Source organism: Nitrospinota bacterium (assembly GCA_016217735.1).
In the GTDB taxonomy this organism is placed as follows: domain Bacteria; phylum Nitrospinota_A; class UBA7883; order JACRGQ01; family JACRGQ01; genus JACRGQ01.
In genome coordinates this window covers 19607-34582 of the sequence record JACRGQ010000059.1, presented here as the reverse complement: position 1 = coordinate 34582, position 14976 = coordinate 19607, and the positions used below count along the sequence as shown (strand labels likewise).

Below are 14976 nucleotides of genomic sequence, written 5' to 3'. Positions count from 1 at the left end.
AAGGCTGGGAGCGGGTTGACAAAATCAGAAGGGAAAATAGGGTATTACGCGGCGGCGTCGCGCGGGCCGATGTACCGCTTCGCCAGCACCAGCAACTCCTTCTCGGCGTTCTGTTTCTGGAGGAAGTGGTTGGCCCCCGCGCGGATGTACTGCGCCTTGTTCGCGGCATCCGCCTCGTTCCCCGCGACGATGAGCGGGGTGCGGGCATACTCGTCTATGCCGCGCAACGCGGAGAGGAAGTTCAGGATGTTGGCGTTGCCCGCCTGGGCGGCGATGATGATGAATTCCGGACAGCCGCCGCTGGATGCGGTTTTTGTGAGCGCGTAGGGGGTATCGACCTCCACCACTTCCACATTCAAATTATTGGCAAAAAACTTTTCAAGGGTGGATATGAACTGGACGTCGTCCCCCATGATGGCGGCATACGGGCGCCGGTACGGCAGGGTGATCGTGAACATGCTTCCGCCCCCCGCGGCCGATTCCGCCGCGATCGTGCCGCTGTGCGCGGCGATGATGTCGCCGCAAAGAGGGAGGCCGAGCCCGGTTCCCCGTTCGCCGGAAGTGCCGGCGCGGCTGGTCTTCTCCTCATGTTTGAAGATTTTCCCCAGCAGCGCCTCCGGAATGCCGATGCCGTTGTCCCTGACGGTGACGACGCCGTTCCTGCCGAAGGGGGTGCCCACCTCCACCCGCCCCTCGTTTTTTTTGCAGAACTTGATGGCGTTGGTGATCAGGTTGTGGAACACCTCCTCCATCAGATTGGGGTCGGCGTAGAACCGTATGCCGGCGGGAACGGCGTTCACCAGCGTGGCGCCCTTCTCGTCGGCCTGTTGGGCCACGCGCTCAAACACCAAATCGACCGCGCGCCGCACGTCCATGAATTCCCGCTTCACCCCCAGCTGGCCGCCCTTGATGCGGTTGATACTCAGTATCTCCTCGGTCATGCGCAGCAGGTTTTCCACTATCAGGATGACGCGGGAGACGGTGGCGCGGTACACGGCGGGGGGCGATTCCGCTTCGCCCCCGACGCGCTTCAACAGGGAAAGGATGGTGCTGAAACCGCCGCGCAGGTCGTGCGCGACCAGGGAAAGGAGTTTGTTTTTCATTTCCGTCGCCTTTTCGGCCTCGCCCTTTTCAATCTGCAACCTGCCTTGCGCCGCCTTTTGCCAGAGAATAAGGCCGAAGACGGCCAATGCCGCCAGGAACACCAGCATGTAAAGTCCCGCCCGGATGAGCGCATGGTTGCGGATGTCCATCACGCCGCCTCTGGATATGTCGCCGACCGCGCGCGAGATGTCCAGCCCGGAATCGATGGCTTCGGTGGCTTTGACCAGCCAGGCTTCCCCTGAAAGCGGATAGGGGGCGCGCGCCGCCGAAGCGGCGTACACCGCTTTGCGCGTGTTTTCGTAATCGGTCAAAAAGACCCTCTCAAAACGGTCGATGGCCGCCAGAAGCGATGCCGGCGTTTCCTCCAACTGGCGCAACCCCAACACCCTGCCGACGGTATCGTCCACGATGACCCGGTAGCCGCGCAACGTCTCCGCCGTTTCCGGCGGGATCGGACGGCCCGCGGCGATCAGCCCCCCCAGCAGCGCGCGCTCGCGTCCGGCGTATTCGCACAACTTGGCGACGTTGGCCCGGATCACGATGTTGTAGTACATGATTTTTTCCCCGATCTCGTGGGGGGCGAATATCGTGTCGCGCAGATGGAACTCGGTTTCGATGTTTTCGGAGGCGGCGGCAACCCATTCCTCCGTCTTGATGTCATGCGCGGCGACCCTTTTCCGGGCCGCGTCAAGCCCCGCCAGCCGCCGCTTCCATCCGGCCAGCAACCGCTCCACGTCGCGGTCGAAATCCGTCGCCATAAGTTCTTTGAAGTTCCCCAGCGCGGCGTTCGTTTCCACGTCGGCCTTGCCGCCGATTTCGTTGAACCGTTGGATCATCGCGGGGGTGGGAAATTCCGTGCCGAGGATGGTGTTGCCGATGCCGCGTTCGAGCGCGTGCAGGCCGGCGGCGTTGTTCAGGCGTCCCGCCGTTTCGTCCATCAGGCGATACTGCTCCGCCCGCCGCAGTTCTTTGCGTTCCGCCATCAGAAGGGCGGCGGCAAGACCGAGCGCGAAAAGGAAAACAAGAAACACCAGTCCCTGCATACGAAGGAAGATATCCTTCGTGAAGACCTCTTTCATCGGCATTCCTCTCCCGTCCTTAAAAACCCGCCACTCCCACAGCAGGCCCCCCATCACCATCCGTTATTGCGGATGGCCCACCCTTAATACGACACGTTTCAATAATACCATAACTAACCATCAAGGGTTATGGGGAAACATTATTATTAGCGCGGCCCCCGGCGTTGCACTGGCGCGTCTTCGGTGTTCCATGAGGGCAAAATTGCGGTACAATCGTTTTCTATGGCGAAACTGGGCGTAAATGTTGACCATGTGGCGACGCTGCGGCAGGCGCGGCGCGCGGCGTACCCCGACCCGGCGCTGGCCGCGAAGCTGGCGCTGGAGGAAGGGGTCTCCTGCATCACCGTCCACCTGCGCGAAGACCGCCGCCACATACAGGACGCCGACCTGCTTGCCATCCGCAAGCTTCCCGGCTGCCGCCTGAACCTCGAAATGTCCGCGACGGACGAGATCATCGCCATCGCCCTCAAGGTGCGGCCGGAACAGGTGACCATCGTGCCGGAGCGGCGGGAGGAGTTGACCACCGAAGGGGGGCTGGACGTGGCGGCGCGCCCCGAATTTTACCGCGACCTGACCAAAACCTTTTCCGCCGCCGGGATCGGCCTCTCTTTTTTCATCGATCCCGGCCAAAAGCAAATTGACGCCTGCGCCGCCACCCACGCGGTGGCGGTGGAGATCAACACCGCCGCCTACAGCGGGGCGGTGAGCGACAAGGACATCGTCAAAACCCTGCGCGACGTGCAACGCTCGGCCCACGCGGCGCGCCAACTGGGGCTTATCGTTCACGCCGGCCACGGGCTGAACTACAAAAACGTCACTTCCATCGCCGCCATCGACGGGCTGGACGAACTGAACATCGGCCACAGCATCGTGGCGCAATCGGTGTATGTCGGATTTCCCGCCGCCGTCGCCAGCATGAAAAAGCTGATCGAGGCCGCCATCCCGAAAAAACGGGCCGCGGCGGGAGCGAAATGATCCGCCACATCGTGTTGTTCAAGCTGAAGGAAGGGACTCCCGCGGCCGAAGGGAAAGAACTGGCCCGCCAGCTCGCCGCCCTGTTGCACACGACGGGCGGACTGATGAAAGAGGCGGAAGTCGCCTTTGACGTTGTTCACGCGCACAACTCATACGACATCGTGCTCAACTCCGTGTTCGAAAATATCGAAGATCTGAAAGAGTATCAGGCGCACCCGGAGCATGTAAAAGTGCTTGATTTGATTAAGAAAATCTGCTTTGCTACCGTAAAAGCAGATTACGGGATTTAATGAGGAGCGGGGAAAGGCTTCCCGATGGAAGCGTTTTCCCCAAAATGCCGCCCGAAGAGGGTATAATGCCGGCGTTTATGACGGTGTCCGTTTCGCGTTAAAGGGAGGTTGTTGCCGATGGAACAGGAAAAGACGGCCGCGCAGGGGAACGCGCAGCTCACGCGGGAAGACATTAACCGCTTTGCCGATCTGGTGAAAGAGGCCGACGCGCAGCGCAAGAGCCTCAACCTTCTCGTCGAATACATCCAGAACAACATCGACAAGGTGAACCAGAACGTCACCACGATGAAGAACCTCGAAAGCAAAATCCCCTTCTTCAGCGAATTCGCCGACAAGATGGGGGGGAAATTCGAAGAACTGCGCAACCTCGAAATCCGCGTGAAAGACATCGCCTCCGGCGTGGAAGAAAGCGCCGGCCGCCTGCATGAGCACCGCATGGCGGTGGACGAGGTCTCGCTGATCGCCGAACATGTGAAAAGCAAGGTGAAGGCGCTGAACCAGCAGCGGCTCGTGGTGGAAAAAGCCAACGAAGAGGCCGGCAAGCTCAACATCCTGATCTGGGACATGGAAGCCAAGGTCAAGAAGCTTGGCGAAGAGAACAAGCTGGTCAAGCAAACCGAAAAGGGCATCGTCCGCCTCGAGGAGATGCTGGACAAAGTGGGCGACCGGATGCAGGACATCGAAACCTTCAAGGGGCTGCTCAAAACCTCGGACGAACAGATCGGCCGTTTGCAGGGCATCAGCCGCGAACTGGAAGACAAGATCGGCCGCATCGCCCGCCAGAAGGAAGAAATCGACGGCTACGGGCAGGACATCGAGAAAATCGGGCAGACCATCGGCCGCCTGCAGGCAAGCAGCGAAGACCTGCTCCGCCAGAACGCGCTGGTGACCCAGATGAACCGCGACGTGGCCCAACTGATCAAGGACATGAACGCGTTGCGCGTGGAAACCGGCAACATCATGATGAAAGAAGACATGATCAAGCGCATCGGCGCCAAGCTCAAGCAGCTTGAGGAAATGAACAGCGAGCTGGAAGTGAATGTCACCCGCGTGCGCGAAGACAAGGACGTGGTGGCCGCCACCGAGGAGAAGATCAACAAGCTCAACGTCTTCCTCATCGATTCCATCGGCAACAAGATGAAGATACTCAAGGATGACATGGGGGCCGTGGAGTCCGCCCGCGAAAAAATGGCCCGCTTCCAGCAGGAGGCGGACGACCTCGAACTCAAGCTCCAGCGCTTCCGCGAGGATATCAAGATCAGCGAAGAAATAGAAGTGAAGCTCAAGAAGATGGGCGGCATGCACGAAGTGCTCAACGCCCAGATGAACGACCTTTCGGCGCGCCGCAACATCGTCGACCAGGTGGAGAAAAAGGTCAATACCCTCTCTTCCACCGTCATCAACCTCGATGTGAAGATGGAAAACCAGCTCCAGCGCAAGGCCCTCGTCGAGAAGCTGGAGAAGAAGCTGGACGGCCTCGACTACTACATCGAAGACGCCACGCTGAAGGTGGACCGGATCAACAAGAAGGTCGAGTTCCTCGAAAACCTCGACAAGAAAGTGGAAGACCTGCGCGAAATCACCCGCCAGGTGGAAGAGAAGATACTGGACATCACCCGCGAGAAGAGCGTCATAGACGCCCAGGAGCGCCGCCTCCAGATGCTGGGCAGCAAGCTGGTCGTCATCGAGGAAAGCGTGTCGGGCAAGCTTGAAGACGTGCGGGAAGGGAACAACCTCCTGCAGGGAATCATCAAAGCCAAGGAAGAACTCATGCCGGCGGTCGACAAGGTGGACGGCCAGATAAGCAGCCTCGCCTCCCGGAGCCAGCAGCTCGCGGGCACCGAAGAGAAGCTGGGCGGCATCCAGGCGCGGCTGGCCGACCTGGAAAAACGGCTGGGAAGCGTCCGCGACGAAGAGGAACTCCTCATCGAGACCGAAAAACGGCTCAACATGCTCGGCAACATGATGGAAAAGACCTCCCGCCAGGCCGACCAGATCGGCAAGGAAGAGGCGCTCATCAAGAAAGTCCAGGAAGACATTCTCGTCCTCACCTCGCAGATAGAAGACCTTCGCGCGCAGGAACGGAAGATCGCCAAGCACCAGGAGTCGTTCGGCGAAATATCGGACAAGATCAGGTCCCTCTCCTCCATCATGGGCGAGGCCGAAACCAAAATCGACGTCCTCAACTCCCGCATGGCGCTTATCAACCGCACCGAACAGCGGCTCAACGATCTCAACCTCCTCGCCGAAGACATCAAGACCAAGATCAAGGTGCTCGCCTCCGAGGAAAAGATCATCGACAAGGCCTCCGGGCAGATCACCGAGCTCCGCTTCCTGCTGGGCGAGATCGAAAAGAAAATCGGCGATTACCAAAAGGCGGAGCGGGAATAGTCCCGCTCCTCTTTTTCCCCCACAACCCCCATCCACGGAGCGCGATACATGGCGATAGGTGTTATAGGCGGCAGCGGCCTGTACGGCATGAAAGAGCTGAAAATAAAGAAAACCAAAAAGCTCAAAACCCCCTTCGGCAACCCCACCGACGAATACATGTTCGGCGAGCTGAACGGCAAAGAGCTTATTTTCCTCCCCCGCCACGGCAGGGGCCACCGGATACTTCCGAGTGAGCTGAACTTCCGCGCCAACATTTACGGCTTCAAAACGCTGGGGGTGAAAAAAATCCTCTCCGTCTCCGCCGTCGGCTCCCTCAAGGAGGAGATCGCGCCGGGCCACATCGTTTTCCCCGACCAGTTCATCGACCGCACGTTCGCCCGCGCCAGCACATTCTTCGGCAACGGCGTGGTGGCCCACGTCTCGTTCGCCGACCCCGTTTGCAAACACCTCATAGGCGTGACCTCCGCGGCGGCCAAACGCGCCGGCGCCGTCACCCATGTGGGCGGCGCCTATGTGAATATGGAGGGGCCGCAGTTCTCCACCCGCGCCGAATCGCGCATGTACCGCTCGTGGGGCGCGTCCGTCATCGGCATGACCAATCTCAACGAGGCGAAGCTGGCCCGCGAAGCGGAAATCTGCTACGTCACCATCGCCCTGTCCACCGATTACGACTGCTGGTACGAAGGGCATGAGGAGGTGAGCACCGCCGCCATCCTGGAGATCATCCACAAGAACGTGGAGATGTCGCAAAAGATCATCAAGGAAGCGGTGGCCGAAATCGATGATGCCGCCGATTGCCCCGCCGGGTGCAATCACATGCTGGCCCACACCATAATGACCGATCCGAAAAAAATACCGCCGAAGACCAAGCTGGCGCTGAAGCCTATCATCGGCAAATATTTGAACCCGAAAAAACAGTGAGGAATCCCCATGAGCGGCTCAAAAGAACTGTTTGAAAGGGCAAAAACGCTGATGCCCGGCGGGGTCAATAGCCCCGTCCGCGCGTTCAAAAGCGTGGGGCGCGACCCGCTTTTCATCAAGCGCGCCAAAGGAAGCGCAATCACCGACGTGGAAGGGCGCACGTATATCGATTATGTCGGCTCGTGGGGGCCGATGATTGTCGGCCACGCCGATGACCGGGTGCTGGCCGCCATCGCCGAAGCGGCGAAGGACGGCACCAGCTTCGGCGCGCCGCACGAGCGCGAGATAGAGCTGGCCCAAATGGTCATCGACGCCGTCCCCTCAATCGAGATGTGCCGCATGGTGAGCAGCGGCACCGAGGCGGTGATGAGCGCCATCCGCCTGGCGCGCGGCTTCACCGGGCGCGACATGATACTCAAATTTGAAGGGTGCTATCACGGCCACGGCGACAGCATGCTGGTGAAGGCCGGCAGCGGCGTGGAAACCCTCGGCCTGCCGGACAGCCCCGGCGTTCCCTCCGGCATCGCAAACAACACGCTCACCGCGAAATACAACGATCTCACCAGCGCCGAAGAACTCTTTGCCGCCCACCCCGGTAAAATCGCCTGCGTGATACTGGAAGCGGTTGTCGGCAACATGGGGGTCTGGATACCGGAACCGGGATTTTTGCAGGGACTCCGCGCGCTGTGCGACAGGCATGACGCGTTGCTCATCTTCGACGAAGTCATCACCGGTTTCCGCCTCGCGTATGGCGGCGCGCAGCGGTATTACGGCGTGAAGCCCGATCTCACCACGCTGGGCAAGATCATCGGCGGCGGCCTGCCGGTCGGCTGCTTCGGCGGGCGCGGGGATATCATGAAGATGATGGCCCCCGAAGGGCCGGTCTATCAGGCCGGAACCCTCAGCGGCAACCCGCTGGCGATGGCGGCCGGCATCGCCACCCTTAACATCCTGAAGCAACCCGGCACCTATGAGGCTCTGGAGCAAAAGAGCAAAAAACTGGCCGATGGCCTCGCCGCCGCCGCGAAAAAGGCCGGACACAAAACCACCAGCAACCGGGTGGGGGCGATGTTCTCGCTCTTTTTCACCGGCGAAAAGGTGTTTGATTACCCCTCGTCCAAGACTTCCGACACGAAGAAATTCGCCAAGTACTTCGGGCTGATGCTGGAAAACGGCGTCTACCTCGCCCCCTCGCAATTCGAGGCGGGATTCATGTCGCTCGCGCACAGCGATGCCGATATCGCCAAGACAATCGCCGCCGCCGAATCCGCCTTCAGCCGGCTCTGATAGGCAAGGGCTTGAATAGTGGCCATTAAGGAAATACTGGATGATCATAAAAAATGCTGGCTACGATCGTTCGCATTTAACGAATTTTGATCTCTTGGGAAGCGATGAGGTTGGTTTATCTAAAGCTTTTGCGTATACATTAGGGCATGAGCCGAAGTTTCTGTATAAGTTTTTACGCTTTATCGGCTTGAAGGTTAAGTTCAACTTAGGTAATTTTCAACAGGTCGAAATTTCTACTGAAAAGGTCGTAAAGGAGGGAAGAATAGATATAAATATTTACCGAAAAAAAACATTTCAAGTAATTATTGAGTGTAAGGTAAGGAAGAATCGTATTGGCAAGCAAAAAACCCAATATTTATCTGCTTTCGAAAAAGATGCTAAACATAGAATCCTATGTTTTATTGCTCAGGAAAACAGTTCCCGCAAGTCCTCGTCCGGGAATATTCGAGTGGTTGACTTAACATGGAGTGACGTTTTAAGTGCATTTGATGAAAAATCATTTTGGGACAATCAAATAGCAGGAAATTTTTTTCGTTTTGCATTGAGAGGATTTGCAATGAGGTCGCGCAAAGAGATATTAGTTCAAGACTTGGGAAGAGCCGAAGAAGTTCGTAAGTTCTATGAGTGTTTGGTTTATCGAAGAAATGTTATTTTTGGAAATCCACAATATTTTGCACCTCATTTTACAAGGAGCGCAAAGCAGGAAAAGGGTGAGGGAATACCCTGTGTCGCACGCATATTGGGAATATTAACAGTCGCTCCCCGAAATATTGGTCAATTTAAAACTGATTTAATGCGTTTTGCAGAAGAAAAGGGGAATAAGGCTCCAGAGTGTGTTGAGCGTTGGATGGATGGAGTAAAGAAGGATAAAGGAGCGAAAGAATATACTTATTTCTTTTTGGATGAGCCAGTTTATCTTAAGGTGCCATTAAAAAAGGACGGGACAATTAAACCGGGCCGAGGGAAAAACTGGATTGCAGCAGCAATTCCCCCTAATCGGTGTGTAACATTTGAGGAATTTCTACGGCGTATCGTTAAGACCTGTTAAGTAGGATTGTGCGAACTAAGAAGCACTTTATCGTCGTTTATTTATAATCCTTTTCCGGCAGGTCACGCAGGCTGCGTGATATCGGCAGGCCGGCCTTTCTTGGCGCGTGGCGCCAACAGGCGGACAAGTTGCCTATCCTGCCGGGGAAATGAAATCCCACCCCCACCCCCGGCTGAAAAAAGCAAAACTTTAGTTCCTGCACGCTTTTCCCCAATACCCCCAAAAAGGGGTAATGGGAATTTTTTGCCGGGTCGATAAGTTATCTAGATAAAAGTAGAGAAGCGCCAAGGGGTAAAAATTTGGCGTTTCGCAACGTAGGGTTTCAAAGGCAAGAACGCCGGGGGTACGGTGTTCCGCCGATGGGTGACAACCATCAACGGATACACCTCTCCTCCGTCCGTTCTCCAAAAAACCTCACCGCGCGAACCGCTGATTATCTTGGCAAATCTTAAACGTGGGAACCGGGTGGGGTCCGCAAAGACTTCGCCCCCAAAGGAGGAATCCGACCAGCAACAGCCTTTGAAACCGTTTCACTACATTCCCGGCTGGGGTGGCTGGGGATGCGGGCGCGCCGCCACGCGCGTCCGGCCGCCGATTTTCGGCGGAACGCGGAAGTTCCGCGGTGGCATGGCAAGGAAGCCGATTCTTCAAGGAGGATACGATCATGGCTTTACGTGTTTATAACAACCTTTTCTCGGTTAATGCCCAAAGAAATTTGGCGACGAACAGCTCGGCGTTGGGCAGTTCGCTCGAAAAACTCTCTTCCGGTTTGCGGATAAACAAGGCGGCGGACGACGCGGCCGGGTTATCCATATCCGAAGGGCTGCGGTCGCAGATCCGCTCGCTCAACCAGGCTACCCGCAACGGCAATGACGGCATCAGCCTCATCAACACGGCGGAAGGGGCGCTCTCAGAGCAGTCCTCGATCCTCGTGCGTATGCGCGAACTGGCCTCGCAGGCGGCCACCGGCACCGTCGGCAGCACCGAACGCAGAACGATAGACCGCGAATTCCAGGCTCTCAAGTCGGAAATCGACCGTATCTCGGCGGTGACGGAATTCAACGGCCAAAAACTGGTTGACGGATCGCTCAGTTCCGCCGCCACCTCTTCGGTGGTTATCCAGGTCGGCATCCGCGCGACCAGCAACGACCGGCTCAGCCTGAACACCGCGGTCGACCTGACCGCCATCACCACCACCGGCCTGGCGGTGCAAAACACCAACGTGCTCACCGCGCAGTCCGCTTTGAACTCGCTGGCGAATATCGACAGCGCCATCACAAAGGTGACGGACGGCCGCGGCCGCCTCGGCGCCGTGCAGAACCGGCTGGTGCATACGCTGGCCAACCTGTCGGTATCGGCGGAAAACCTGACCGCCGCCGAATCGCAGATCCGCGACGCGGACTACGCGACGGAAATCTCGAAGTTCACCCGGAACCAGATACTGGTGCAGGCTTCGACCTCGATTTTGGCGCAGGCGAACCTGGTGCCGCAGACCGTGTTGCAGTTGCTTGGCTGATTTTACGGATGCAGACCGCGCCCCGCGAAAGCGGGGCGCGTAACGGCGCGCCTTAAACAAGGAGGCTTTCTATACGCGGGCGGGGCCCTTCACAAAAGGGCTCCGCTCCGCCATTACTTGCGCCAGCCGGAAATCATCCGGCGTGGTTATCTTCATATTCGCCGCTTCGCCCGGCACCCACGCAACCTTTATCCCCGCCTGTTGCAGCAAGGAGGTCTCGTCGGTCCATTCCTTTCCTTCATGCCGCAGCTTTTCGTGCGCGGCGAGGAGATCCGCCGCGCGGAATACCTGCGGCGTCTGTATGTGCAAAACCGCGGCGCGGTCGAGCGTTTCCCCCAAAAAATCGCCGTCGCGCGTTTTCAGCGTATCGTGCGCGGGAAGCGCGGCGGTGGCGGCGCCATGCCGCAACGCGGCTTCGACGGTGCGGCGCACCAGCGCGGGGGTGACGAACGGGCGCGCCGCGTCGTGCGCCAGTATCCATTCGGCGCCGGCGGCCCGCACGCCGTTATAAACCGATTCGGCGCGTGTGGCTCCGCCGGCGACGGCGCGGGCCACCTTCGGCCAGCGGGGATTCCCCACATATTTTTCGGCCATGTGCGGCAAATCGCCGGGCGGCACCACGAGAATGATCGATCCGATCTCATCCGCTCGCGCGATGGCGGCAAGCGTCCAGTCAAGCAGGGGATGCCCGTTCAGCTCCATGAACTGCTTGGGAACGGCGGCGGCCATGCGGCTGCCGGATCCGGCGGCGGGGATTACCGCCGCAACGGGGGAGCCGCCCACGGCCGGTTCACTCCCTCTCGGCAACGGCCGGTGCGCCGGGTTCCGAAATGAATTTCGCGAAGATCATCCGTCCGGTGGGGGTTTGCAGCACGGAGGTTACCTGCACGTTCACCTTCTGGCCGATCCGCTTCCGGGCGTTATCCACGACCACCATCGTGCCGTCTTCCAGATAGGCGAGTCCCTGGCCCGGTTCCTTGCCTTCCTTCACCACCAGCATGGAGGGAAGCTCTTCCCCCGGCAGCAGCAACGGCCGCGTGGAGGTGGCAAGCAGGTTGATGTTCACCACGCCGACGCCGTGCAGCTCGGCCAGTTTATTCAGGTTGAAATCGTTGGTGACGATCTTGCCGTCAATCTTCTTGCACAGTTCTATCAGCTTGTGGTCCACCTCTTTTATGCGGGGAAAATCCTCTTCCACTATCCGCACGTCGAACAGCGCATTTTGCTGGAGGCGATGCACCACTTCGATGCCGCGGCGGCCGCGGGTTTTTTTCAGGTCGTCCGGCGAGTCGGCGATGTGGTGCAGTTCGGCCAGCACAAAGGCGGGAACCACGATGGTTCCATCCATAAAACCGGTCTCCGCCACGTCGGCGATCCGGCCGTCAATAAGCACGCTGGTGTCGAGCACTTTCGGCAAAAGGCCGAAATCCGATTTCCCCCGGATGATCTTGCTGATGATGGTGAGATCCACCTCCTCGATGATGCGCAGGCCGACGGAGGCGCCGATAAACGCGGCGGTGAGGTTCACCATCAGAATGAGAATGCGGTTTCCGGTGGAAGGGGTGAGCGAAAGGCCGGTCAGCGCGTAGGTGAGGAGGTTCGCCAGGATGAGCGCCGTGAAAATGCCGAATACCGCGCCGGCGATGGAGCGGAGTTTCAACGTGCGGAGTTTCATCTCGGCGGCCACCGCCAGCGCGGCGATAACAGCGCCGAAAAGCGCCCCTTCGGAGATGGATAGGAGCCGCAGGGTGTAATAAACGCCGCTGGCCCCCAAGTGGCCTATAAAACCGCCCAGCACGGCCCCGACGAGGATGAAGAGCAGGCGGAACGTCAACATGGGGGCGCCTTACCCTCGGCCTCGGCTGGTATCAGGCGGTAAACGCTTTATCGAGCAACTTGGCGGCGGCATCCTTCTGGATTCCCTTCGCTTCCGCGATTTCCACCACCATGAGCTGCCGGACGTTGTCGTACATCCGCTGCTCGCCGAACGAGAGCTCTTTCTTGGCTTGAATGAGGGTGAGTTCCCGCAGTATCTCCGCCAACTCGATTACCGAGCCGGATTTTATCCGGTCGATGTAGCTTTTTTGCCGTTTGTGCCAGTTCACGCCGTTAACCACTTTTCCTTTTTCGCGCAACAGCTTAAGCACCTTGCGCACTTCCCCTTCGGACATCACGTTGCGGATGCCGACCTGCTGGGCGCGCGAAGAAGGAACGCGGATCGTCATGCCTGACTCGTCGATTCTGATCGTATAAAATTGAACCGCCGCGCCGTTCGTTTTTATTTTCTCGATCTTCTCGATAATCCCCACGCCATGCGCGGGATAAACAACGCGCGCGCCTCTCTTAAGCTCCGAAAATTCTTTCTCTTCCAATTGCTGCCACCTCTCTGGAATCGTGAATTGACACGTAAGATATTGTAGAAATGATAGTAACACTAACTTAACATTCTGTCAATAAAATGTGGGGGCGAAGGGGGCGGAAGCCACCCACAGCCTCCCACAACATTAATGCCTTTACATACAAATAGATGCACACGGCATCGATGAAATTCGCCGTAATCATGGGAAAACATAGTCTTTTGTTTTCGCGTAACGCATTGTTTATAATGCAGATGCGTTAGCATGCCATTTCTTTTCCTCCGCATCCGCCTTTTTCTAAAAATAGTTGATTTTCAATGCTATAAGCGGGTAAACTCATGCTATTGCGAAAACCGGAACATGAATAAAAAACCTTTTTTTGATACCGCTGTCATCATCGGCGTCGGGCTTATCGGCGGTTCGATAGCCCGTGTATTGAAGAACCGCGGCATGGCCAAGCGGGTAATCGGCGCGGGACGGGGCGAGGCAAATTTAAAGGCCGCCCTCGAACTTGGCATCATCGATGCCGCGCTCCCGGCGGCCGAGGCGGTAAAGGAAGCCGATTTCATCGTGCTCTGCCCGCCAGTCCTCTCCATAATCCCCACCCTCGAAGCCATCGCCCCCCACATAAAAAAGGGGGCGTTGGTGACCGATGGCGGCTCCACAAAAAAAGAGATCGTGGAGCGGGGAGAGAAAATCGCCGCCGGGCGGTTCGTCTTCATCGGTTCGCACCCGATAGCCGGCACCGAAAAATCGGGGGCCGCGTCGTCGTTTGAAACGCTTTTTGAGAACCACAAATGCATCGTCACTCCCACGCCCAACACCCCCGCGGAACCGTTGGAAAAGCTGACGGCATTCTGGCGCGGAGCCGGGATGAAGACCGTACAGATGGATCCCGTCACGCACGATACCGTTATGGGGGCGGTGAGCCACCTGCCGCACCTTGTGGTCTATGCGTTGGTGAACACGGTAAGCCAACTTGAAGGTGGGGAAAAACTGCTGGATTTCGCCGCCGGTGGTTTTAAAGATACCACCCGTATCGCCGCCAGCCCGGCGGAGATGTGGGCCGATATCGCGCTGGCGAACGGGCCGAAGATGCTGGAGCTTTCATCCGCCATGCGCGGCAATCTTGTGGACATCGAAAACGCCATCCGCTCACATGACCGCGAGGCGCTTATGCGGATGCTTCAGCGGGCGAACGAATTTAGGGGAAAGCTGGAAAAGTGATTTAAGGTATTATAATCAACGTATCAAGTGCGCCCAAAACGAACAGCGGGAGTTATGGAATGACGGATCAGGAAGCCATAGGCAAAATGGCGGAAGTGATTGTAAAGCGCTTTCATCCCGAAAAGATCGTCCTTTTCGGATCATACGCCAAAGGAACGCCTGGCAGGGATAGCGACGTGGATCTGTTGGTGATCATGCGGGTTGAGGGGTCAAAGCGAAAAAAAACGGCGGAGATCGATTTAGCCCTGGCGGATCGCACGTTGCCGCTGGATGTGATTGTGGTCACGCCGGAAGAGGCTGAGAAATACCGTGATGTTGCCGGCTCAATCATTTATCCCGCGCTCAAGGAGGGAAAAGTCCTGTATGAACGCGCCGCCTGACAAGGGAAGGCTTGTTCGACAGTGGATTGAGAAGGCCGAGCATGACCTCCGGACGGCGGAACATACACTAACGCTGAAAGACGATTGTCCATTCGATACCGTTTGTTTCCACGCCCAACAATGCGCCGAAAAATATTTAAAGGGCCTTCTTGCTTTTAACGCACTGGATTTTCCCAAGACGCATGATCTGATCTTACTTAAGAATCTGGCGATAAAAGCGGGATGCATGAATCCCCACGAACTCCCTTTGCAGACATTGAACCGGTATTCGATCGAAACCCGTTATCCCGGTGAATGGGAGCCGATAACCCGAGTTGAAGCGGAAGAGGCCGTTGATTTGGCCCGCAAAGTGAGGCATCTGGTGCGCTCAAGCTTGCCCTTGGATGTGATTGATTGATCTG

14 protein-coding genes are annotated in these 14976 nt (G+C 57.7%); 10 read left to right on the top strand and 4 right to left on the bottom strand.

Annotated features, from left to right (window positions below; translation table 11 throughout):
• Window positions 1-44: 44 nt before the first annotated feature.
• On the bottom strand, window positions 45-2189 hold the full coding sequence (locus HZA03_09705; protein MBI5638230.1) for a nitrate- and nitrite sensing domain-containing protein: 2145 nt from the start codon (window positions 2187-2189) through the stop codon (window positions 45-47).
• Between the two features lie 216 nt (window positions 2190-2405).
• Between HZA03_09705 and HZA03_09700 the strand changes: the two genes are divergently transcribed.
• The 7 genes from HZA03_09700 to HZA03_09670 all read left to right on the top strand — a co-directional run bounded on the left by HZA03_09700 (window position 2406) and on the right by HZA03_09670 (window position 10611).
• On the top strand, window positions 2406-3158 hold the full coding sequence (locus HZA03_09700; protein ID MBI5638229.1) for a pyridoxine 5'-phosphate synthase: 753 nt from the start codon (window positions 2406-2408) through the stop codon (window positions 3156-3158).
• Window positions 3155-3448, top strand: a complete 294-nt coding sequence (locus HZA03_09695; GenBank protein ID MBI5638228.1) for a Dabb family protein — start codon at window positions 3155-3157, stop codon at window positions 3446-3448. Before HZA03_09700 ends, HZA03_09695 begins: the two co-directional genes overlap by 4 nt.
• 117 nt (window positions 3449-3565) lie before the next feature.
• Window positions 3566-5839, top strand: coding sequence for a hypothetical protein (locus tag HZA03_09690; GenBank protein ID MBI5638227.1), 2274 nt, complete (start codon window positions 3566-3568; stop codon window positions 5837-5839).
• Window positions 5840-5887: 48 nt separating this feature from the next.
• Complete coding sequence (gene mtnP / locus HZA03_09685; GenBank protein MBI5638226.1) at window positions 5888-6760, top strand: S-methyl-5'-thioadenosine phosphorylase; 873 nt, start codon at window positions 5888-5890, stop codon at window positions 6758-6760.
• A 3-nt stretch (window positions 6761-6763) separates the two neighbouring features.
• A complete protein-coding gene (gene hemL / locus HZA03_09680) occupies window positions 6764-8047 on the top strand; it encodes a glutamate-1-semialdehyde 2,1-aminomutase (GenBank protein MBI5638225.1) in 1284 nt (427 codons plus the stop codon).
• 40 nt (window positions 8048-8087) lie between these two features.
• Window positions 8088-9095: a hypothetical protein gene (locus HZA03_09675; GenBank protein MBI5638224.1), complete on the top strand. Its 1008-nt coding sequence runs from the start codon at window positions 8088-8090 to the stop codon at window positions 9093-9095.
• 664 nt (window positions 9096-9759) lie between these two features.
• Window positions 9760-10611 carry a flagellin FliC gene (locus HZA03_09670; protein MBI5638223.1) on the top strand — a complete coding sequence of 284 codons (852 nt, stop codon included), beginning with the start codon at window positions 9760-9762 and terminating at the stop codon, window positions 10609-10611.
• A 69-nt stretch (window positions 10612-10680) separates the two neighbouring features.
• On the opposite strand, the gene ispD is transcribed toward HZA03_09670, so the two are convergent.
• The 3 genes from ispD to HZA03_09655 form a co-directional block, all read right to left on the bottom strand.
• A complete protein-coding gene (gene ispD, locus HZA03_09665; GenBank protein ID MBI5638222.1) occupies window positions 10681-11394 on the bottom strand; it encodes a 2-C-methyl-D-erythritol 4-phosphate cytidylyltransferase in 714 nt (237 codons plus the stop codon).
• Window positions 11395-11401: 7 nt separating this feature from the next.
• Complete coding sequence (locus HZA03_09660) at window positions 11402-12286, bottom strand: TRAM domain-containing protein (GenBank protein MBI5638221.1); 885 nt, start codon at window positions 12284-12286, stop codon at window positions 11402-11404.
• Window positions 12287-12479: 193 nt separating this feature from the next.
• Window positions 12480-12983 (bottom strand): CarD family transcriptional regulator, encoded by a 504-nt coding sequence (locus HZA03_09655; GenBank protein ID MBI5638220.1) that lies wholly within the window; start codon window positions 12981-12983, stop codon window positions 12480-12482.
• A 345-nt stretch (window positions 12984-13328) separates the two neighbouring features.
• Here HZA03_09655 and HZA03_09650 point away from each other — a divergent pair, with 345 nt between their 5' ends.
• From HZA03_09650 to HZA03_09640, 3 genes are read left to right on the top strand one after another with little or no spacing between them, the layout of a single operon-like run.
• The gene (locus HZA03_09650; protein ID MBI5638219.1) at window positions 13329-14195 is read left to right on the top strand and encodes a prephenate dehydrogenase/arogenate dehydrogenase family protein; all 867 of its coding nucleotides are present in this window, start codon (window positions 13329-13331) and stop codon (window positions 14193-14195) included.
• A gap of 59 nt (window positions 14196-14254) precedes the next feature.
• Entirely contained in the window at window positions 14255-14575 is a 321-nt protein-coding gene (locus HZA03_09645; protein MBI5638218.1) for a nucleotidyltransferase domain-containing protein, read from the top strand.
• Window positions 14559-14972 carry a HEPN domain-containing protein gene (locus HZA03_09640; protein MBI5638217.1) on the top strand — a complete coding sequence of 138 codons (414 nt, stop codon included), beginning with the start codon at window positions 14559-14561 and terminating at the stop codon, window positions 14970-14972. The genes HZA03_09645 and HZA03_09640 overlap by 17 nt, the downstream gene beginning before the upstream one ends.
• Window positions 14973-14976 lie beyond the last annotated feature (4 nt).